Annotated in this window: 23 protein-coding genes; 9 read left to right on the top strand and 14 right to left on the bottom strand. The window is 61.1% G+C overall.

What is annotated here, in order from left to right; all coding sequences use genetic code 11:
• Nucleotides 1-9: 9 nt before the first annotated feature.
• The 3 genes from BOO69_RS22440 to BOO69_RS22430 all read right to left on the bottom strand — a co-directional run bounded on the left by BOO69_RS22440 (nucleotide 10) and on the right by BOO69_RS22430 (nucleotide 1,259).
• Complete coding sequence (locus tag BOO69_RS22440; protein ID WP_040609066.1) at nucleotides 10-291, bottom strand: TrbC/VirB2 family protein; 282 nt, start codon at nucleotides 289-291, stop codon at nucleotides 10-12.
• 16 nt (nucleotides 292-307) lie between these two features.
• Nucleotides 308-865, bottom strand: coding sequence for a lytic transglycosylase domain-containing protein (locus tag BOO69_RS22435; protein ID WP_007120604.1), 558 nt, complete (start codon nucleotides 863-865; stop codon nucleotides 308-310).
• Nucleotides 866-944: 79 nt separating this feature from the next.
• Complete coding sequence (locus BOO69_RS22430; protein WP_007120603.1) at nucleotides 945-1,259, bottom strand: hypothetical protein; 315 nt, start codon at nucleotides 1,257-1,259, stop codon at nucleotides 945-947.
• 132 nt (nucleotides 1,260-1,391) lie between these two features.
• Here BOO69_RS22430 and BOO69_RS22425 point away from each other — a divergent pair, with 132 nt between their 5' ends.
• Nucleotides 1,392-1,970 carry a hypothetical protein gene (locus BOO69_RS22425; protein ID WP_007120602.1) on the top strand — a complete coding sequence of 193 codons (579 nt, stop codon included), beginning with the start codon at nucleotides 1,392-1,394 and terminating at the stop codon, nucleotides 1,968-1,970.
• On the opposite strand, the gene BOO69_RS22420 is transcribed toward BOO69_RS22425, so the two are convergent.
• The 11 genes from BOO69_RS22420 to BOO69_RS22365 form a co-directional block, all read right to left on the bottom strand.
• Entirely contained in the window at nucleotides 1,964-2,164 is a 201-nt protein-coding gene (locus BOO69_RS22420) for a hypothetical protein (RefSeq protein WP_007120601.1), read from the bottom strand. The genes BOO69_RS22425 and BOO69_RS22420 overlap by 7 nt on opposite strands.
• 76 nt (nucleotides 2,165-2,240) lie before the next feature.
• A complete protein-coding gene (locus tag BOO69_RS22415) occupies nucleotides 2,241-2,450 on the bottom strand; it encodes a helix-turn-helix domain-containing protein (RefSeq protein WP_007120600.1) in 210 nt (69 codons plus the stop codon).
• Between the two features lie 221 nt (nucleotides 2,451-2,671).
• Complete coding sequence (locus BOO69_RS22410) at nucleotides 2,672-3,523, bottom strand: TniQ family protein (RefSeq protein ID WP_071974399.1); 852 nt, start codon at nucleotides 3,521-3,523, stop codon at nucleotides 2,672-2,674.
• On the bottom strand, nucleotides 3,520-4,401 hold the full coding sequence (locus BOO69_RS22405; protein ID WP_071974398.1) for a TniB family NTP-binding protein: 882 nt from the start codon (nucleotides 4,399-4,401) through the stop codon (nucleotides 3,520-3,522). The genes BOO69_RS22410 and BOO69_RS22405 overlap by 4 nt, the downstream gene beginning before the upstream one ends.
• A gap of 12 nt (nucleotides 4,402-4,413) precedes the next feature.
• Complete coding sequence (locus BOO69_RS22400; RefSeq protein ID WP_071974397.1) at nucleotides 4,414-6,027, bottom strand: Mu transposase C-terminal domain-containing protein; 1,614 nt, start codon at nucleotides 6,025-6,027, stop codon at nucleotides 4,414-4,416.
• Nucleotides 6,028-6,337: 310 nt separating this feature from the next.
• The gene (locus tag BOO69_RS22395; RefSeq protein WP_071974396.1) at nucleotides 6,338-7,174 is read right to left on the bottom strand and encodes an alpha/beta fold hydrolase; all 837 of its coding nucleotides are present in this window, start codon (nucleotides 7,172-7,174) and stop codon (nucleotides 6,338-6,340) included.
• A 7-nt stretch (nucleotides 7,175-7,181) separates the two neighbouring features.
• Nucleotides 7,182-7,397, bottom strand: a complete 216-nt coding sequence (locus tag BOO69_RS22390; protein ID WP_071974395.1) for a 2-hydroxymuconate tautomerase — start codon at nucleotides 7,395-7,397, stop codon at nucleotides 7,182-7,184.
• Between the two features lie 24 nt (nucleotides 7,398-7,421).
• On the bottom strand, nucleotides 7,422-8,207 hold the full coding sequence (locus tag BOO69_RS22385) for a 2-keto-4-pentenoate hydratase (protein ID WP_071974394.1): 786 nt from the start codon (nucleotides 8,205-8,207) through the stop codon (nucleotides 7,422-7,424).
• A gap of 67 nt (nucleotides 8,208-8,274) precedes the next feature.
• Nucleotides 8,275-10,179: a TRAP transporter large permease gene (locus BOO69_RS22380; RefSeq protein ID WP_083545811.1), complete on the bottom strand. Its 1,905-nt coding sequence runs from the start codon at nucleotides 10,177-10,179 to the stop codon at nucleotides 8,275-8,277.
• Nucleotides 10,180-10,193: 14 nt separating this feature from the next.
• Nucleotides 10,194-11,219 (bottom strand): TRAP transporter substrate-binding protein, encoded by a 1,026-nt coding sequence (locus tag BOO69_RS22370; RefSeq protein WP_071974393.1) that lies wholly within the window; start codon nucleotides 11,217-11,219, stop codon nucleotides 10,194-10,196.
• A 188-nt stretch (nucleotides 11,220-11,407) separates the two neighbouring features.
• Nucleotides 11,408-12,211 (bottom strand): IclR family transcriptional regulator domain-containing protein, encoded by an 804-nt coding sequence (locus BOO69_RS22365; RefSeq protein WP_083545808.1) that lies wholly within the window; start codon nucleotides 12,209-12,211, stop codon nucleotides 11,408-11,410.
• Nucleotides 12,212-12,381: 170 nt separating this feature from the next.
• On the opposite strand from BOO69_RS22365, the gene BOO69_RS22360 reads away from it, so the two are divergent.
• The 8 genes from BOO69_RS22360 (at nucleotide 12,382) to BOO69_RS22325 (ending at nucleotide 19,863) form a co-directional block, all read left to right on the top strand.
• A complete protein-coding gene (locus tag BOO69_RS22360) occupies nucleotides 12,382-13,314 on the top strand; it encodes a 3-carboxyethylcatechol 2,3-dioxygenase (RefSeq protein ID WP_071974392.1) in 933 nt (310 codons plus the stop codon).
• Between the two features lie 66 nt (nucleotides 13,315-13,380).
• Nucleotides 13,381-14,874, top strand: a complete 1,494-nt coding sequence (locus BOO69_RS22355) for a 4-hydroxyphenylacetate 3-hydroxylase family protein (protein WP_071974391.1) — start codon at nucleotides 13,381-13,383, stop codon at nucleotides 14,872-14,874.
• A gap of 23 nt (nucleotides 14,875-14,897) precedes the next feature.
• Nucleotides 14,898-15,764, top strand: a complete 867-nt coding sequence (locus tag BOO69_RS22350) for an alpha/beta fold hydrolase (RefSeq protein ID WP_036562808.1) — start codon at nucleotides 14,898-14,900, stop codon at nucleotides 15,762-15,764.
• A 68-nt stretch (nucleotides 15,765-15,832) separates the two neighbouring features.
• Nucleotides 15,833-16,384, top strand: a complete 552-nt coding sequence (locus BOO69_RS22345) for a flavin reductase family protein (protein WP_071974390.1) — start codon at nucleotides 15,833-15,835, stop codon at nucleotides 16,382-16,384.
• Nucleotides 16,381-17,178, top strand: a complete 798-nt coding sequence (locus BOO69_RS22340; protein WP_071974389.1) for a 2-keto-4-pentenoate hydratase — start codon at nucleotides 16,381-16,383, stop codon at nucleotides 17,176-17,178. The genes BOO69_RS22345 and BOO69_RS22340 overlap by 4 nt, the downstream gene beginning before the upstream one ends.
• Nucleotides 17,175-18,116, top strand: a complete 942-nt coding sequence (locus BOO69_RS22335) for an acetaldehyde dehydrogenase (acetylating) (RefSeq protein WP_071974388.1) — start codon at nucleotides 17,175-17,177, stop codon at nucleotides 18,114-18,116. The genes BOO69_RS22340 and BOO69_RS22335 overlap by 4 nt, the downstream gene beginning before the upstream one ends.
• 1 nt (nucleotide 18,117) lies before the next feature.
• Nucleotides 18,118-19,152 (top strand): 4-hydroxy-2-oxovalerate aldolase, encoded by a 1,035-nt coding sequence (gene dmpG / locus BOO69_RS22330; RefSeq protein ID WP_071974387.1) that lies wholly within the window; start codon nucleotides 18,118-18,120, stop codon nucleotides 19,150-19,152.
• Between the two features lie 138 nt (nucleotides 19,153-19,290).
• Entirely contained in the window at nucleotides 19,291-19,863 is a 573-nt protein-coding gene (locus BOO69_RS22325; RefSeq protein WP_205589667.1) for an NADPH-dependent FMN reductase, read from the top strand.
• Nucleotides 19,864-19,955: the final 92 nt, after the last annotated feature.

Genomic DNA, 19,955 nt, shown 5'->3' with positions numbered 1-19,955 from the left:
ACTCGGATCTCAGGAGAAGCCGTCGACGATGGTACCGGCCGAGAAGATCAGCACGATCCCGATGATGACCGAGGCGAACCAGCCCCAGTTGAGCCGCCCCATCATGCACATGAATCCGGTGCCGATGACCGCGAGCGTGGCAACCGCGATCCCGATGGGACCGGTCAGCGCGGCCTCGACGGTTTCCAGCATGGTCTGGATCGGTGACAAGTCCTGCGCGAGAGCGGGCGTTGCGAGAGCCGCCAAGGTTGTGGCGATGGGCAAGAGGCGGCTGAGGCAATGTCTGAGCATGCGAAGTTCCCTTGTTTTACTGAAGATCGATGAGGACCGGCGCGCGGGCTGGAACCCGGTCTGCGACGCGGATGTCCGGCGCGGAAACAGGTGTACCCGCAAGTCGGGACCGGATCCGGTGGATGCGCGCGATGTAGTCGCGGGTCTCGATGAAAGGCGGGATGCCGGAATACTCGACCACCCGGTGCGGTCCGGCATTGTAGGCCGCGAGCGCCAAGTCGATGTCCTTGAACGTTCCGAGTTGTGCGAGCAGATACCGCGCCGCGCCGTCGAGGTTCTGGGAGGGATCGCGCGGATCGACGCCGAGCGCACGGGCAGTATCCGGCATCAGCTGGCCAAGACCATAGGCATCCTTCGGGCTGACGGCGGTCGGGTTGTAGCTGCTTTCAGCCTCGACCAGGGCGCGGAACAGAATTTGCCAGTCGTCCGCATCAAGGCTGACCTGCCGCAGGGCACGGTTCCCCTGGTGGCGGACGGCAGTCGTGCGGATCAGGGAGAGGGTGTCGTCGCGACTGGAAGGCGGCGTGGCGTCCAACGAGGCCAGAACGACCTCGGCTTCAGCGCTATGTTCCAAACCAGCCCAGGCAGGGCGCTCACCGTGAAAGGTCCAGCCCGAAGTCCGGGCTGTGCCGTCGCGGCCGAAGGCGATAACGTCAGCCGCGCTCCTCGAGGGTGATGCTGTAGTCAGGACCAAAGCGCAGATCGCGCCCGTCACCGAACTCGAGATGATGTTTGAAGAGCCCTGGCCATATGTTGAAATACCGCGGCTCAGGCCCGTGCGGGGTGATCCGGGTCGAGACCAGAATGGCTTCCGGCTCACCCTCGCGCAGGTAGATGCACTGGTAGCGCGGCTTGCCATCGTCCGTGAACCCCACGAGTTCATACCGGCAGCGGAACGCGATGCCCTGTTCGGACAGGTCTTTGACACCATCGATGGTGATCAGGATCTGGTTGCGCGCTATCGGCATGTTCGGACTCTCCCCACGAGAGCCCTTCTACTTCCTGCGCTTAAATCCATAAAGTCATATGGAGTCAATACGACATATTGCAGATAAATACATATTGCGCGATAGTCTGCGCAACTTTTGCGGGAGAGCGACATGAAGCGACAGGCGATGGCAGCGGCGATGGGGGTGATGGCGGTGTTCGGAGCCCCGGGGAAGGCGCAGGCCTATGACATCGACTGCGCCATCATGCTCTGCATGGCTGGCGGCTTCCCCCCGAGCGCAGTCTGTGCACGGGCCTATCGCACTATGATCCGCCGCATCACGCCCTGGCCGAGCCTGCCGCCCTTCGGGGTCTGCACCTTCGCACATGTGCCGGTCGAGCTGGGCGGGCCCGGCGGGGAGGGCGAGCTCGACACCACTCTGCCCGAATACGAATGGCTGAACCGCACCCATGTGATCTGGTTCACCGGTCAAGCCTATAGAGAAAGGGGAGGTGAACAGTATTGGGACTGGTCTCTCCGTTCCTGCGACCGAGAGAACCGCACCTGCCGGTACATCCAGCGGGTCTACCGATCCCACACGCCCTGGCCCGAGGCATTCGTATCGGAAGGCGGTCAGGAGATCGCCTATCCGACCGGCGGAGGTTCCTCGTACTTCTATTTGCGCAGTATCATGGTTGAATACGGCGACTACGAGGGCAACATGGGCCACTCGGAGTGGTTCTCCTACTGATCCGAACGGTCTGATGCCTTCAGGGAAACTGGGCGAAGCTCGACCAGACAAGCATCAAAGCGTTCTGGATCGACATGCCAGCGGCGGCTCACCGAGCCATCATTCCAACGGTAATCGGTGAACAGGTGAATCTCCTGCGCACCGTCGTTCAGAAACCCGTTCTGGAAGGGCCAGCCTGTCTTCTTCTTACCCATCGAACTCTCTGCACTCCATTTGACTACCTCTTGAGACGTTCCGCTCCAGGACGCATCAGGGGCTGGCAAAAACTGGCTAGCGTTTTGTGAAGAGCTCTGCTGGATCTACGTTCAGTGCTTTGGCGATACGTTCGAGAAGGTCGAGGGAGGCCGCGAACTTGGCGTTCTCGAGCTTGCCCATATGGCCGCGACTCACATCGGCCCGATGAGCAAGCTCCTCCTGGCTGAGGCTGCGGGCGCGTCTCAATTCCTGGATGTTTAGTGCTACACGGTCCCGCAAGTTCATGCCGTTGAAACGGACACGATGCGCGAAATATCGCCACGCGATATATGTTACATTCGGAAGTGCAGAGAAGAAATCTTGGGATGGCGCGAGATCGCCGGAATGGAATGCCTGCCGAAACGCAGGTCACGTGATGATCCGTCTGTCACTTGGCACTTAAATGTGAGAATGCGGCCGTTCCGAGTATTCTTGGCATTTTAATATGAGAATCATTTGGCCGTTTCTCATATCAATTGGAACTGTTGGGGCGGTCCCCACTCGAGAGCTGGGGCGACCAAATGGTCAGTTGCCATGACAAATCGGTTCTTGTTTTCTCCCATCATGTGCCCTTGCAGCATCTTCAGCATCGGTGGTCCTGCGCGGTCGATGATCGCCACGCCTGCCAAGAGCGCGGGACGGACGTGTAGCGGCAGAATGGGGTGCTTTGGCGAGAACGGGAACGCGGTCTCTTTGGTTAGAAGGTCATCGAAATCGGGAACGATGGCGCCAAGGAGACGGTAGCGCCAAAAATCGCAATCGCGAGGGGGTGGCCAGGGGATGCGGCGCATGAGCAAGAGTCGCGCAATCTCCAGCGGTGGCAGCCATGTTTCCACGCGGCGTTCTGCGTGGTTATCCAACAAGGCCTCACCGCGACGTGCTGCCGCGCGATATGGTGCAAGTGTCCGATCGCCATCGCTGGTGGTCTTGTCCTGGTAGTGTTCCCCACAGTGCGGGCAAGTGATCCTCCAACCTTGCAATTCGCTTCGAAGGACTGGCAGTAGATCAGCACCAGAATGAGTGCAACGCGCGCAACGCTGCATCGGACCCTTGGAAATGAAGCGGTGAGCGGCTTTCGGGGCGTCTGCGAAGCTCAGGCTGCGTACAAGTTTCGGGCCCACGCCGAACATCCCCGCAATCCGGTCCGTCTGCGCTTTCGTCAGCGACAGGTCGATTGCCCCATGCGATGTCGCCTCCGGTAGCCCATGGCGCAGCATGGTCAATGGTGTGACCCCATAGAAGTCCGCGTGGCGATTAATCCAGGATGACAGGACTTCGCCGGGCAGGGGTGACAAGGTGACGGGCAGGGGTCCTGTCATGCGAAGGCTGCCTCGGTGTCAAACGCGGGCACCCAGGCCTCGACGGCGCCGTCGGTGATGTGTTCGGTCCCGCTTTCGATGGCCTCGATCGCAAGACTGCCCAACATCTGGAAGATGTTCGCCGTGATGCCGTCCGTTATCTGCAGAATGCGCCGCAGGGATTTAGGCGTCAGCACAGTAGGTCGCCGCAATGGCGTATTGCGCAGGATCGACGCAATCAACGTCTCGAAGTTCTCATTGGCGGCCCAACGGTTCAGGGTGAGTTGCTCGAAGCGGCGCGCAAGCTGAACGTCGCCGCCGATGGCTTCCCGGGCGTCGTTCACGCCGAAGCAGACCAGGGAGATTTGGAGCCGATTGCTGATAAAGCGCAGCATGTTGAGCACGATACGTTGCTCTCGATAGGTCCCGGCAAGGATGTTGTGGACCTCGTCGATGACCAGAACCTGGGTGCCGATGGCCTTCATGATCCGCAGCGTCGCCTGTTCCATCTGGGCAATATCGGCCCGTGGTGCCTGCGGTGCACCGAGGAGGGAAAGCAGTTCACCATAGAACCGCCGCTCGCCGGGGCGGCTGACCATTTCCATGGCCAGGACCGGTGTCATCAGAATGCCGGTCCGGCGAGCGAGATGTGGCGGATGCTGGTCACGGAAGCGTTGCATGATCATGGTCTTTCCCATCCCGCTATCGCCGTAAATCGCGACAGACGGCATGCGGGGGCCTCTCGGATGATCAAGAAGCGCCTCAAGGCGATCGAGGGCTTGCTTCGCGCGAGGGTAGAGAACCCAACGGCGGGACCTGATGGCGCGAATGCGTCCTGCCTGGGGTTCAGACAGCAGGGCCGCCGCGTCGGCGGTCAGATGAGGGTGATCGTTCGTCATATTGGCTCCAGCTCATTCGATGTCCTCAACAAAAGGCACCGGTTTGCTGGAGTCGACACCACGGAGCGTGCCCGTGTCCCGGAGGTCGTCGGCACGCCTCGGCTGAGCCTTGCCGCGCCGCGCGGCCGCGGTTTTTTTGACGGCCTTGTCAACCAACTTCCGCTGTTCGAGCGCGGTCCTCACAACCGCGCGGCTATCGACTTCTCGCCGCCCTTTCTCACGCAGGGTGCGCCGCGCCGTCAAAGCCTCGTGCAGGGAAATGGGTGCCAGGGTCAGGTCCGCGTAGCGGGCTTCGACGAAGTTGCCCGAGGGCCGCCGCACGAACACGCGCGACATGTCACGCGGATCATACTTCACGAGAAGCCGCCGCTCTGTCCGGCCGACATCGGCGCTGAGTGCGGCTGACCAGTAGCGCAGATCGAACAGGTGAATGCCGGTCGGACGCAAGGTCCGCTCCTGTTCCGGCAGGAAAGAGACCCAGAACTGCAGTCGATCTTCCGGCAGCCGCAGCGGGATCTCACCTTCGTGGTCCCGCCAGACCGCAAGGGGAGGGCGGCTCAGCGAACTGTGGATGGACTGATGATAGGACCCGACAATGTCGAGGGCGATATAGCGCTCCAACTCCCGCAAGGTCAGCGCCGCATGTTTCTTTGAATCATACTCCGCGAGGTCCTGAGCGTTGCTGAAGGTCGTACCGGGCAAAAGGTGCAGCCGTCCCATCTGGGTGCCGATCAGCCGCTCGATATGCCCGCCGAAGCGCGGTGTCCCCGGCGGTCGCCAGTCGATCGCGATGCCCGCATTCTCGCAGCCACGTTTGAAGGCGCGACTCCGGAAATCCGCGCCGTTGTCCACATGAACTCGGTCGGGAAGGCCGGCCACCGGCCAGGGCTCTTCGATTTCGCGCGCTTTGAGCCAGGCCGTCTTGTCATAGACCGAATGCAGCAAGCAGAGGCTCGTCGAAAGCCGGGATGGCGCATCCATGGTCAGGTAGAACCCTGTCACCATTCGGCTGAAGACATCCATGGCCAGGGTCAGCCAAGGTCGTCCGATCGGTTCCCGGGTTTCCTCATCGACGACAAAGATATCGGCTTTCGTGTGATCGATCTGAACAATCTCGAGGGGTCGAGTGGTGCTCAGTGTTCCCGGGACTGGCGTCGTTGCTTTTACGGTCCGCGTTTCGCCCCGGCGCTGCGCCCGGTGGCGCAGGTCCAGGTCGCCCAGACGCCGCTCGATTGTTCGACGATGCGGCGGTTTCAATCCTTCCGCATCGCAATCCGTTTCAATGTCCCGCACCAACTGCGAGACCGTCGGCCGGGTTGGTTTCAGATAGTATTTGCGGATTGCCTTCTCGATGATCTCCTCGCGTCGAGCATCCAAAGCGCGATGGCCCGCCGGGCGTCCGCGCTTGGTCTCAACGAGCGACATCACGGTTCCGTCCGCCCGAAAGCGTCTTAGCAGACGGTAGGTCGTCGCTTGGCTGACCTGCAGTTCGGAAGCAAGATCGGCAATAGCGTTCACGGTTGACTGACCGGAAGCGGTCTCCAGGAACCTGCGTATCGCGGCCGCACGGCGGCACGCTTCTGCCCACAGGGCGTCGTCTACCTCGTCTGGAAGTGGTTCGGTCACAGTGAAAACCCGACAAAATCGGAGCCACGATTATTGAATTAAGTGCTAAAGTCCAGTCTCCATCATCAATTTAAGTGCCAATTCTCATATTTAAGTGCAAAGCTAAGCTATTGAAATCAGGGAGAGCGCATTATCAGCTTTAAGTGCTAAGTGACAGGATCATCAAGAATATTCCGGTTGGTGGGACGGATCGCGAAGCCACAGGGGCTTGTGGAGATCCTGTTCTTGATCGAAGCCGTCACTTGGTTCAAGCGCTGTCACGGACGGGGCCCACCAAAGCCATGATCGGCACACTCCCTTTGTCATCGGGTCAGGAATTGCCCTCCGCTGCCGCCACCGCAGCGAGGTAGGCTCGTAACACCGCAAGGCTTTCCGGCTCGTCCAGAAATGGCATGTGCGCCCGGTCGGGTACTTCGGTTCGGATCAGGTCTGGCCGCCGCAGCGCCATCTCCTCGACAATGCGGGTGGATAGGATGTCCGAATTTTCCCCACGGATCACCGCCACCGGCCGCCCGGCAAGCGCGTCGAATCCGTGCCACATGTTCGGCGCCCGGTCTAGCGTGGCCATGAAAGCGTCGCGCAGGGCAGGGTCGTAGGTAATACGCAACCCGTCCGGCGTTTCGGCGAAATGGTGCTGCACCTCTTCGCACCACCGCGCATCGGGCACGCCGTAAAACCCCGGATGATGCGTGGACATTGCCGCAATGCGCGCGTCAATATTGCGTTCTTTGGGCTGGAGCCCGACATAGGTGGTGATCCGCATCCGCCCGTCCGGCTCCATTTCGGGGCCGATATCATTCAGACACAGGCCCAGGACGCGCTCCGGGACATGCGCGGCCAGCGCCATGGTCACCATGCCGCCGCGCGATGTACCCAGAAATGGCGCGGCCTCGATCCCTAGGTGATCGAGCAGGTTCAGGACATCCTCACCTTCGCGGGGCACGGTGTAAGTCTCCGCGCCGGTTTGTTCGGAGAGGCCGCGCCCGCGTGCGTCGAGGGCAACCAGTCTGTGGTCCGGAAAAAGCGGACGCAACAGTTCGAAATCGCTCCCGTTCCGGGTCAGGCCGTGCAGGCAAACCAGGATCGGCCCGTCACCGCCATCGCGATAAAACAGGCGAGCGCCGTCCGAAGCGGTAAAATGGGGCATGGTCGAACTACTTCTTTCCTGGTGGGTTTCCGGCGGCGCGGCTGTCGGCGATGGAGACGCCCGCAACCGAAAAGTGATTTGTCGGGATCTCTTTCAGGATCACGCGAATGCGCTCCGGCTCGGCATCCATGGACCGCGCCAGGGCGTCGGTGACCTCGCGCATGATCGCGCGCTTCTGGTCGTCGCTTCGACCCTCGAAGATCAGGATTTCTGCTATCGGCATTGGGTTCTCTCCTTCACGTGTGGCTCAGGTTTCAAGCGTTGGTGACGGGCTGAGGCGAAGCTCGATCCGGCCGAGCGGGCCAAATTCGGCACTGACAACGGCACCCGCAGACAGCGAAATGGCGGCGGTGGCGGCCCCGGCCAAGACCACGTCGCCTGCCGATGTGCTGATACCACGCGCGCAGGCGAGGCGCCCGGCCGCCGCCAACGCGTTGAGGGGATGCCCGAGAATTGCGGCGCTTGAGCCAGTCTCTTCCGGCCCGTCCGACATGGCAATCGAGATGGCGATATCGCTAATCTCGGTTTCAGGCGGGAACCTGCGGCCAAGAACATAGCCGGCAGAGGACGCATTGTCGGCGATCACATCGCCAAGGTCGAAACGGAATCCGTCGTAGCGGGAATCGATGATCTCCAGCGCTGGGGCCACCGCCTCGACGCAGGCCAGAGCTTCCTGCGGTGTCGGATCCGGCGGCAGTGGGCTGCGCAGCACAAATGCAATTTCGGGTTCGACACGGGGATGAATCAGCGGGCCGAGGTCCAAACTGTCGCCTTCGTCATGGTGCATCGCGTCGGTGAGTTGACCGAGGATGACCTCGTTCACGCCAACCTGTTTCATCTTCGCTTCGCTGGTGAGGCCGAGTTTCACCCCAGCCAGTCGTTCGCCCCGCGCCAGTCGATGCGCAACCACAATCGCCTGGATGGCATAGGCGTCCTCGACGGACAGAGCCTTGTCCGGAGGGAGTTGCGGCACGGGCCGGGTTGCGAAAGCGGCATTATCGAGAAGGGCCGCGCGGTCCTGGAGGCTGGTCATGGGGTAGGCTCCGTTCGAATATCTGATGTGACTGGATGACCCCAGCCGACGAAGGCGGTCCGGACGATCAACTCAACACCCCGCCAAGCCAAAGCGAGATCGCGGGAAAGGCGATAAGCAGCACCATGCGCAACAAATCAGCGGCCAGAAACGGCAATACCCCACCAAAGATGGTGGAAAGCCGGACGCGATTGCCCACGACTGCCTTCATCACGAACACGTTCATTCCAATCGGGGGGGTTATCATGCCGATTTCGACAAGTGTCAGCGTGACGATGCCCCACCAGATCGGATCGAAACCCATTGACAGGATGATGGGCAACACAAAGGGCACGGTGATGACCACGGCGGCCACTGTGTCGAAGATGCTTCCAAGCACCAGGTACATGATGGCCAGCAAGGTCAGAACCGCCCAGGCGGGCAGGGTATCCGGGTTGATCACGGCCTCCAAAGCCTGAGCCATACCCGCAAAGTTCAGATGACTACCGAAGATATTGGCGCCGATGATCAATAGATAAAGTCCGGCGCTGGTGCCCGCAGCATCCCGCAAGGCTTCGAACAGGCCGCTGACAGAGGCGCGGCCCGACATGAGCCAAGCCACGAAGGAGAAACCGGCTCCGACCGCAGCGGCCTCCTGCACGGTGAAGACGCCGCCATAAAGCCCCCCCAGCACAGCCAGGAACAGGGTGATCGGGCGCCAGGCGATGCGCAGCGCGTAGACCGGGGCGAAAGTTTCGGAACTGTCGGGGACCGGCGCCGCATCGGGACGCAGCCGGACCTGGATAAGGACAGACGCGACGTAGAGCGCCAGGGCCAGCATCCCCGGAACAATCGCTGCCGTAAACGCCTTGGCGATCGAAATTTCGGAAATGACGCAGTAGATGATCAGGACCACTGAGGGCGGAATAAGCGCGCCCAGTGTGCCGCCGGCGGCGATGCTGCCAGTCGAGAGCCCCGGCGCATAGCCGCGTGATTGCATCTCGCGAAAAGCGACACCGCCAAGCGTGGCGGTGGTGGCCACCGACGAGCCGCTGATGGCACCGAAACCAGCGCAGCCCATGACAGCGGCGAGTGCATGGCCGCCGCGCAGGCGACCAAAAACCGCCGTCGCAGCGGTGAAGATGTCATCGGCAAAACCTGCCGCGACCGCGAGGTTTCCCATCATCAGGAACAACGGCACCGCAGCCAGATCGACGCTGGACAGGCTTCCGGTCAGGTTATTTGTGCCGATGAGCAGGGCCGGGCGAAACCCCATCTGAAGCAAGACAGCGCCAAGCCCGGCAATCGCCAATGCCACGCCAATCGGGACATGCGCCAGCGCCAGGAGGTAAAGAATAGCGAAGGAGGCCAGGACCTTTGGCCCCGCCCCAAGCGTCGGTGCGAAATACGCCGTGCTCAGCATCACCGCGAAAGCGGCGGCGACCATGAGCGTGGGCGGAACCACATCGCGCAGCCGTTTGCCCGGATTCCGAAGATAGGAGGCAAGTTCCGAGACGAAGACCGCAAGCTGTGCCAGCGCCGCGAGCCCGATCATAACAGCGGCCGCACCCCAGAACGGGGCCTTGGGCAGCCCCGTAACCAGCGTCGTCTCGCCATGTGACGCTTTCCCGATGGCGTATCGGATAAGAAACCATGCAAAAAGGCAGGACACGAACAAGCCGAGGCCCGCCGCGATCAGGCGCGGAGCGGCCTCACGACCTGTGATCTGGGCCAGTATACCCATTGCAACGTGCGATTGTCGCGTGTTCGTCCAGACCAGAGCCAGCGCCATAACAACCGCAAAGCAAAGTTCTGCAACTTCATACAATCCGAGGATTGGTGCCGAAATGCTCCAGCGCAGCAGGACATCCAGGGTGAAGGCGAGCGACAACCCGAGCAGCATGAGGCCCGCCGCGTTGGCCAGCTGGCGGGCCGCGAACTCGCGCAGCCCACCCCCAGCCACCTCGGTAACGTTGGCTGTGGCGGCAGACATCCGCTTCCCCTGCGTTACTGACTCTCGCGCCAGGCTTTGATTTCAGCGCGGTATGCGTCCAGCACAGTCGCCCCGTTGGGCGTGGCCTCGACCCACTCCGCGATCACCTTGTCGGCGGCCGCTGACCATTTGGCCATTTCCGCTTCGCTCGGGACGATGATGTGATGGCCTGGCGTTGATTCCACCACGGCCCGGACACGATTACTCTCGTCCTCAAGACCCGGGCCCCAGAATGCGGCGAAGGCGGACGGCGGGTTGTCGTCGAAGACCTTTTGGATATCCGGCGGCAAGCGATCGTAGGTATTCTGGTTCATGACGATATACATCGGCGTCGTACCGAGCGGGATGTCGACATGGCCGAGCGTGACGTCGAGCAGCGAAAACCCTTCGACAGCAAACCAGTCGGCAGCGGCCGCATCGACCACATTCTTGGACAGCGCTTCAGCGATGGCCGGAGCCGGCAGTCCGACCGGAGTGGCGCCAACGGCGGTGATCATGGCCGAGAGAACGCTGCCCGCAGCGCGCACCTTGGCGCCCTTGAAATCGTCCAACCCGGTGATCTCGCCGGAATGGTGCAAACGCGCAATATCAGCGGTACCGATGCCAACCACCTTCACGGACTCAAATCCCTCGATGAGGCCGTCCTCATAGAGGGCTGCAAGGGCTGCGGATGTCTCGGAAGAGCCGCTGGCAAGAAGTGGCAGCTCTGTGACGCCCGCCGACTTAAACCGACCGGAGTTATAAGATGTAATGCTCCAGCCAAGATCAATCAGGCCCGCCTCGACGGAATCGAACACTTCGTTTGGAGCGGCAGCCGAGCCACCGGTGAGGAATTCCACCTTGAGCTTGCCGCCCGATTCCTCTTCCAGCTTCTTGAACCAGGGCTCGAAGAGACCGGTATTCAGGAAGTTTGTTGGGCCGGTAAAACTCGCGAAACGGAGCGTAACTTCCTGCGCGTTGGCCGTAGAAACAATGGTGGTCGACAGAGCGACACCAAGGGTTAACGCCGTAAAACGACGGCAGATCGTTGAAATGGACATTAAGGTCCTCCCTACCTTGTTGAGATGCCGCGGCATCCGTTCTGACGCGACAAAAGGCGGTTCGCGAGACTGCAAGTCTCCCCCTCACCGCCTCGTTATCGCTAGAGGCACAAAGAGAAATCCTGAAGGGCAAAGTCTAAAGTATTCACTTGGCGAACATCCTTTATTGGATGCCTCGTTTGGATGACTCAATAACGCGTTTGCGCTTTCAGAGCCGCCTCGGACCGGGCAATGCACTCGCGCAGGGGTTGGAGGCAAGTCGCAGCCGCTTCAGCGGGCGACATCGCCGTGCGGAAAAAGGCGATATTGACTGCGCCGATCGATTTGCGCCCGAGTTTGACGGGCAGGGCGATGGCGCTGATGTTCTCTTCGATCAACCCGACCGATAGCGCGTAACCGCGCCGGTGGATTTCGTCAAGCCGACCATCAATGTTGCCCAGAATCGCAAGGTCCTGGCCATCGAGCGTGCCGATTCGGTGCAATATGTCCAGAGTGCGCGCCAAGTCTGAGCGACCGAGCGAACTAAGATAGGCAAGCCCCAGCGCCGAACGGAGAACGGACCGCGTCTTGCCCACCAGCCTACGGTGAACCGAAACAGGACTGTATTTGTGGCTGGACGCCTGAATCACCATCTGCCCGGAAACCAGCGTCGCAAAATCACTTGGCCAAATGACCTGCTCGGTGAGTTCGTGCAGCATTTGCGACATGATCTGCGTCGCGACATCTTCGTACCGAACGCCATCGCTGAGTTGGTGTACCCGCTCGGTCAGCGACACCGAGCCATCCTCGGCGCGGCGCATAAGATAACCTTTGAGTTCAAGCGTGTGGATAAGCCTATACAGCGTGGCGCGGTCGATTCCGGTGAAGGTCGCAAGTTCGCCGACCTTTGCCCACCCCAGATCACCCGCAGCCTCCAGCAGATCCAAAGCGCGCGTGACCGCACGTATCTCCTTGTAGGGGGAGGCGGTATCGGAATCGCCAGCTATTGTCATGACCTACTCCCGTTCGCCACGTGAACAGTATGGAGGTGGTCGTTGTGGAAAATCAAGGGGGGCGTCATTTCTTGAGTGTCGGGAGGTTACAGACCTTGTCCGGCATTCGGCGAAACCGCTCACCCTGACACGGGGCAGAAGCGGACGCCTCTCGGAGAGGAGGAGACGAAATGATTGTTGGAAGCGTCTGCATGTCGCACAGCCCTATCATGGATCGGAACCGCGCGGCACCTGAGGCCGAGAAACGATTCTGGAGGGCCATCGACAAGGCGAGCGACTATGTTGCTGAAGCCGATCCGGACCTGGTGGTGATTTTTCATCCGGACCACGTGAACGGTTTCTTCTACAAACTTCTGCCGTCTTTCTGCATCGGAATCGAAGGCGACTCCGTGGGCGATTTCGGCACCGTTGCGGGCAAGCTCGATATTCCCGCAGGCCGGGCCTGGTCCTGCGCCGAACACACGCTGAAAGAAGGCGTCGATGTTGCGGTCTCCTACCGCATGGATGTGGATCACGGCGGTGTTCAGCCGATCGAATTGCTCTCGGCAAAGGTGCCGTTGACGCGCATGATCCCGATTTTCGTGAATTGTGCCCTGGCGCCGCGGCCGACGATGGCAAGGGTCCGCGCTCTCGGCGAGGCGGTCGGCCGCTGGGCAGCATCGTGCCCTGAACGGGTGCTGATCGTGGGTTCCGGCGGGTTGTCGCACGATCCGCCAATTGCCTCGCTGGACACGGCAACGCCGGAAGTGCGCCAACGGCTGATTGACGGCGGCCCGCTGCCGCACTCGGCGCGCACGGCACGACAGAATAACGTGATGGGAGAGGGGCCGCGCTTTGCCGCCGGGCAGTCGAAGCTGCTAGCGCTCGATGCTGACTGGGACAAGATGTTGTTGGACGGCTTCGCGGCTGGTGATCTCTCCACGCTCGACTCATCAGACGACCAAACGATCTCGCAGACCGGTGGCCGGGGCAGCCATGAGGTGCGTTGCTGGATCGCTGCATTGGCGGCCCTGGGTCAGGGCTACAAATCAGACGTGTTGTTCTACGAACCTATTCCGGAATGGCTTACGGGCATGGGCATCATGACGGCCACACCGGCCTGACGCCACGGATTCAACCAGACGGCCGACGCGCTTGGCGAAAGTCGACACGAAAAGCAGGAGTGAGACATGGGAGTCCGTAGCGGACAGCAATTCATCGACGGGTTGAAAGCCAACCCGCGCGCAGTTTGGATTAACGGCGAAAAGGTCGAGGATGTCACCACGCATCCGGCCTTCTCGCGGATCGTGCGCCAATTGGCCCGGCTTTATGAAGCCCAGGTCGATCCGGCGACCCGCAATACATTGACCTATGAAGTCCCCGAAACCGGTCAGCGGGCCGGCATGGCCTTTATGCCGGCGAAAACGTCCGAAGATCTGCGCCGCCGCCGCGATGCCTATTACCTCTGGGCGTCGATGAATTTCGGCCTGATGGGGCGCTCCCCGGACTTCCTTAACGCCAGTTTGCTTGCATTTGCCGAAGCGCGCGAGGTTTTCGCCCGCGGCGGCGACCGCTTTGCGGACAATATCGTCAATTACTACAAATACATCCGCGACAACGATCTGTTTCTCAGCCACGCGCTGATTTCGCCGCAGAACGACCGGACCAAATCGTCTTCCGAACAGAAAAACCTGCACATGCGGGTGGTCAAGGAAACCGATGAGGGCATTTACGTGCAGGGCGCGCGGATGGTGGCCACGCTCGGCGCGGTTGCGGACGAAATGCTGATGTATTGCCTGCCCGGCATCCCGGAAAGTGACGCCGACCACGCGTTGTCCTTCGCAGTTAAGGTGTCCGATCCGGGCGTGAAGCAGATCTGCCGCGAACCCTACACCGTCGATGGGCAGCGGTCCGACTTTGATCATCCGCTGTCGAATAACTTCGAAGAGAACGACTCGCTCTTGATCTTCGACAATGTCTTTGTTCCATGGGAACGGGTGTTCATGTATCGCGACGTTGCGCTCAACAACGCGCTTTATACCGAGACGGCGCTGCGCAACTACACCGCGCACCAGACCAACACGCGGGCGCTGGTGAAACTGCAATTCGGAGTGGGCGTGGCCATGGCTGTCGCGCGTTCGATTGGCGCCGACCAATTCCTGCATGTGCAGCGAATGCTGGGCGAGGCCCTGAACGGAATCGAGTTTCTCAAGAGCGGCTTGGTGCGCTCCGAAGTGGAATGTGAGCAAACCGGCCATGATACGGTGCGCCCGGCTCTGGCCCCTTTGCAGGCGCTGCGCACCTTCCTGCCAACCGCTTACCCGAAGCTGGTGGAGACCATTCAGACCATTGCCGCCGGCGGGTTCATGATGATGCCCTCGGGCGCAGAATTCACTGTCCCCGAACTGTCTGAAGACACGGACCTTTATTACCAGGGCGCAGGCGGAATGTCTTCGGTAGATCGGGCGCGGCTTTTCAAGCTTGCCTGGGATCTTTCCGGTGAGGCGTTTGGCTCACGGCTGCTTCAGTACGAGCGCTACTATGCGGGCGATCCGATCCGGACCACTGCCTCCAACTATCTTCAGGTGCAGGACGAAGAGATGATGCGCCTGGTCAACGATGCGCTGGCGCTGGCTGGTGATCCTGAACCCGCGCGCAGCCTGCAGCGCGACGCAGCAGAGTGAAAAACGTGGAGTATGAGATGACAATGACGTCCCAACACAAATCCATCTGGACCGACCTGACGCGGGTGCCTTTTACCCAGGGCTATCTGGATGCGGGCGGCGTCCGCACCCGCTATCTGGCGGCCGGTGACGAAGACAAACCGCTGCTGATCCTGATCCACGGGACCGGCGGCCACGCCGAGGCCTACAGCCGCAATCTTGCCGCCCATGCCGAGCATTTCCGCACCTATGCAATCGACCTTGTCGGCCACGGTTGGAGCGACAAGCCGAAGCTGGATTACGAAATCGCTGACTATGCCAAGCACGTGATCAATGTGATCAAGGCGCTCGGACACAAAAAGGCGCATGTGTCGGGCGAGTCCCTTGGCGGCTGGGTGGCCGGATGGATGGCGGTTCATCATCCCGAATGGCTCGACCGCACTGTACTGAACACGGCCGGCGGCTGGACCGCTTATCCGGAGGTGATGGAACGCATCAAGCGGCTGACCATGGAAGCGGTGAACGATCCGTCGCCTGAGCGGATTCGAACGCGGCTGGAATTTCTGATGCACGACCATTCCAAGGTGAATGACGATCTCGTCGAAGTGCGCCGGGCAATCTACGCACAGCCCGGCTATGCCGACATCATGGAACGCATCCTGTGCCTGCAGGAAATGGACATCCGTCAGCGGAACATGTTCAGCCCCGAGGACAGTGCCAAGATCACAACGCCGACTCTGGTTCTGTGGACCTCGCACGATCCCACCGCAGCGCCCGAAGAAGGCCGCAAGATCGCGGATGCGATTCCCGATGCGCGCTTCGAAGTGATGAACGAATGCGGCCACTGGCCCCAATTCGAAGATCCCGAAACTTTCAATCGGATTCACATCGACTTCCTGCTGGGCCGCTGACCGCGACCCGGAACGGAAACACGTGGTTTCATCGGCCCAACCGACCCTGAGACAAGGAGAGCAAAGTCATGACGATAAACACACAGGCAAAACGCCTTGTCAGTGCCAAAACGACACCACCCTTGGCGCCGACAGCGTTCCGCGATGCGCTGGGACGTTTTGCCACCGGCATCACGGTCATGACGACGCATGATGACGAGGAGGGGCATTATGGCGTCACGGCCACATCGTTCTCCTCGTTGTCGCTTGACCCGCCGCTGGTGCAATGGAGTTTGCGCAATGAAGCCTATTCGTTGCCGGTTTTCCTGCGCGCGCAACGCTTTGCAGTGAATATCCTGGCGGCGGATCAAGAAGAGGTGTCGCGGCGTTTTGCGACCGCCGATGTTGACCGCTTTGCCGATCTTGACCTTGACGAAGGAATTGTCGAGTTGCCCTTGATCAAAGGTGCAGCGGCCTGGATCGAATGCAGCCTCGAAACCACGCTTCCCGGCGGCGATCACACGATCCTGGTAGGGCGCGTGTTGCGGGCCCGCACATTTCCCGAGCCGCCGCTTCTGCACTGGCGGGGCGACTATCTGCCGATTGACGAAGACGCCCGCCAGCCTCGGGGCACCGCATGAGCGGGCGCATCGACGACATGGCCACGGCGCTGGTGGACGCCCGGACAGAGCTGAAACAGATCCCGCCGCTGCGCGAAAGTCACGGGCTGGACACGGTTGAGGACGCCTATGCGGTGCAGGACGCCGCAAACAAGATTTGGCTTGGCCAGGGACGACGGTTGGTTGGTCGCAAGATTGGGCTGACCTCGCCGGCGGTTCAGGCTCAGATGGGCATCGACCAACCCGATTACGGGATGCTTTGGGCCGACTATTTCTTCACCGATGGCGAGGTCGTCGACACCGGCCGCTTCATGCAGCCAAAGGCCGAGTTGGAAGTGGCCTTCGTAATGGACCGCGGCTTCGACGATCCCGAGGCGCCGATGGCCGAACTGATCCGCCGTGTCGCCTATGCGGTTCCGGCGCTTGAAGTGGTCGACACCGCGATCCGAGATTGGGACATCAAACTGGTCGACACTGTGGCCGACAACGCGTCGGGCGGGGGGTTCCTTCTGGGCCTTGGCGCGCGTCGGCTGACCGATCTCGACCTGCGACTCTGCGGCGGCATCCTGTCGTGCAATGGCCGCGTCGTTTCACACGGGCTTGGCGTAGATTGCATGGGAAGCCCGCTCAACGCGACATTGTGGCTGGCCCGCCGCATGGCGCAGCTGGGCCAACCACTGGCTGAAGGCGACATCGTGATGTCGGGGGCTTTCGGGCCGATGGTCCCGGTGGGACCGGGCGAGGCATATCTGGCCGAGATTTCCGGGTTCTCGCCAATCCAGGTGAATTTCGACGACGGAGGGGCGGGAGCATGACCGGCAAGATCAAGGTTGCAATCATCGGTTCGGGCAATATCGGCACCGATCTGATGATCAAGATCATGAGGACTTCGGACGTTCTGGAGGTGGGCGCCATGGTCGGGATCGACCCGGACAGCGATGGTCTGGCCCGTGCCACACGGCTTGGCATCGCGTCTACGCATGAAGGCATCGAGGGGCTGACCCGGCTGCCCGTGTGGTCCGAGATTGGCATTGTCTTCGATGCCACGTCCGCGGGCGCGCACAAGCGCAATGACCAGATTGTCCGCGACGCGGGCAAGATCATGATCGACCTGACCCCGGCGGCCGTTGGTCCTTATGTTGTTCCCCTGGTGAACATGGACAACCACCTGGCGGAGACCAATATCAATATGGTGACCTGTGGTGGCCAGGCCACGATCCCGATTGTGGCGGCGGTGTCGCGAGTCGCCGAAGTCAGCTATGCGGAGATCGTCGCCTCGATCTCATCCCGCTCGGCCGGACCAGGCACCCGCGCCAATATCGACGAATTCACCGAGACCACATCGCGCGCAATCTGCGAGGTCGGTGGCGCCTCAAAGGGCAAGGCGGTGATCATTCTCAACCCCGCAGAGCCGCCCATGATCATGCGCGACACCGTCTATTGTTTGGCAAAAACGACTGATCGTGAAGCCGTGCGCCGCTCGGTCGAAGCGATGATCGCCGAGGTGCAGGACTACGTGCCTGGCTATCGGCTGAAACAGGAAATCCAGTTCGAGACCATCGGCAACAACGCCGCGGTGCGCATCCCGGGCGTCGACGACCACGCCACCGGGCTGAAGGTCAGCGTGTTTCTCGAAGTCGAAGGCGCGGGCCACTACTTGCCGAAATATGCCGGCAATCTGGACATCATGACCTCTGCTGCGTTGAAAACCGCCGAACGGCTGGCGCGACGGACACTGACGGAGGCCGCGTGAGATGACCGACTCGGACAAGACCAAGCTTTACGTACAGGATGTTACCCTGCGCGACGGGATGCACGCGATCCGCCACCGGTACACTTTGGATCAGTGCATCGACATCGCCACGGCGCTGGACCGCGCCGGCGTGGCCGCGATCGAACTGAGCCACGGCGACGGGCTGGCCGGGTCGAGCTTTGCCTATGGTTTTGGGCGCCACACCGATCTTGAATGGATCGCCGCCGTCGCCGACAAGCTTGAAACCGCCAAACTGACAGCTCTTCTGGTGCCGGGGATCGGCACCATTCACGACCTTCAGGCCGCCTATGATGCGGGGGTGCGCTCAGTCCGTGTGGCCACCCATTGCACCGAGGCCGATGTCGCCGCCCAGCATATCGCCCATGCCCGCAAGATCGGCATGGATGTGTCGGGCTTTTTGATGATGGCGCACATGTTGGGGCCAAAGGAGTTGGCCGAACAGGCGTTGTTGATGGAAAGCTATGGCGCCCATTGCGTCTATGTCACCGACTCGGCCGGCGCGCTGCTGATGGATGGCGCACGGGACCGTATCCGCGCCTATCGCGATGTACTGAATCCGGAAACCCAGGTGGGTATCCACGCGCATCAGAATCTGTCGCTTGCGGTGGCCAATTCGGTTGTTGCGGTGGAACAGGGCGCGTTCCGGGTGGACGGCTCTTTGGCCGGGATGGGCGCAGGAGCCGGCAATACGCCGATCGAAGCCTTCGTGGCTGTCGCCGAGCGGTCCGGTTGGGACCACGGCTGCGATCTTTTCGCGCTTATGGACGCGGCTGACCGGCTGGTGCGCCCGATCCAGGACAGGCCGGTGCAGGTGGACCGCGAAACTATCGCGCTGGGGTATGCCGGGGTCTATTCGAGCTTCCTGCGTCATGCCGAAACCGCCGCCAAGACCTACGGTCTCGATTCGCGCGAAATCCTGGTCGAGTTGGGCGAGCGCAAAATGGTCGGCGGTCAGGAAGACATGATCGTCGACGTGGCCCTGGATCTGCTGCGGGCAGGGCAGGGCACCGAATGAGCGTTCGCTGAGTGAACAGAAGACAGTTAGTTTTGCGATGTTGTCGGGATGAGTAATAACCTCATTCTTGTCGATGCTGCGAAACGCCAGAGAGAGTGAGGCGGCGGCTCGACTGAAGGCCTAGGGAGGACATCTTCAATGATGAGAGAAAAGAACCGCCCCCTGATTCTGGGGGTCGGTGGAACTTTGCGGAATCAGTCCACCGGGCAAAAAGCCCTGCACCATGTGCTTGCACGAGCCGAGGAGCGCGGTGCCCGCACAAAACTGATTTCCGGGCAGGCGCTGAACCTACCGCTTTATTCGCCCGAGTCTGCCGAGCGCAGCGCGGCCGCCCAGGAGATGATCGCGCTGATGCGCGAATGCGATGGGCTGGTCTTGTGCTCTCCCGCCTTTCACGGCTCGGTCTCCGGGCTAGTGAAGAATGCGCTCGATTATACCGAAGACATGAACCGCGATGCCCGCGTGTATTTCGATGGGCTGCCGGTGGGCTCGATCGCTTGCGGCGCAGGTTGGCAGGCCGCTGGTCAAACGCTGTCCGCGCTTCGCGCCATTGTCCATGCGCTGCGCGGCTGGCCGACGCCAATGGGCGGGATGATCAATTCCACCCAAAAAGTCTTCGATGACGCGGGTGTCTGTGTGGATGCCGCCGTGCGCTTCCAACTCGACACAATCGCCGATCAGGTCACGGAGTTTGCCATTCGCAAGAGTTGAATGACCCGCCCGATTCGCTTTGGAGGTGGAGGGCGGGAACATCGGAAAGACATCGCCCCGGCGTTGATACGTAAATCAAGAAAGGAGAAAAC

This window comes from Sulfitobacter alexandrii (assembly GCF_001886735.1).
Lineage (GTDB): Bacteria > Pseudomonadota > Alphaproteobacteria > Rhodobacterales > Rhodobacteraceae > Sulfitobacter > Sulfitobacter alexandrii.
The sequence above is the reverse complement of the archived record's forward strand: the minus strand, read 5'-3'. Positions and strand labels throughout refer to the sequence as shown.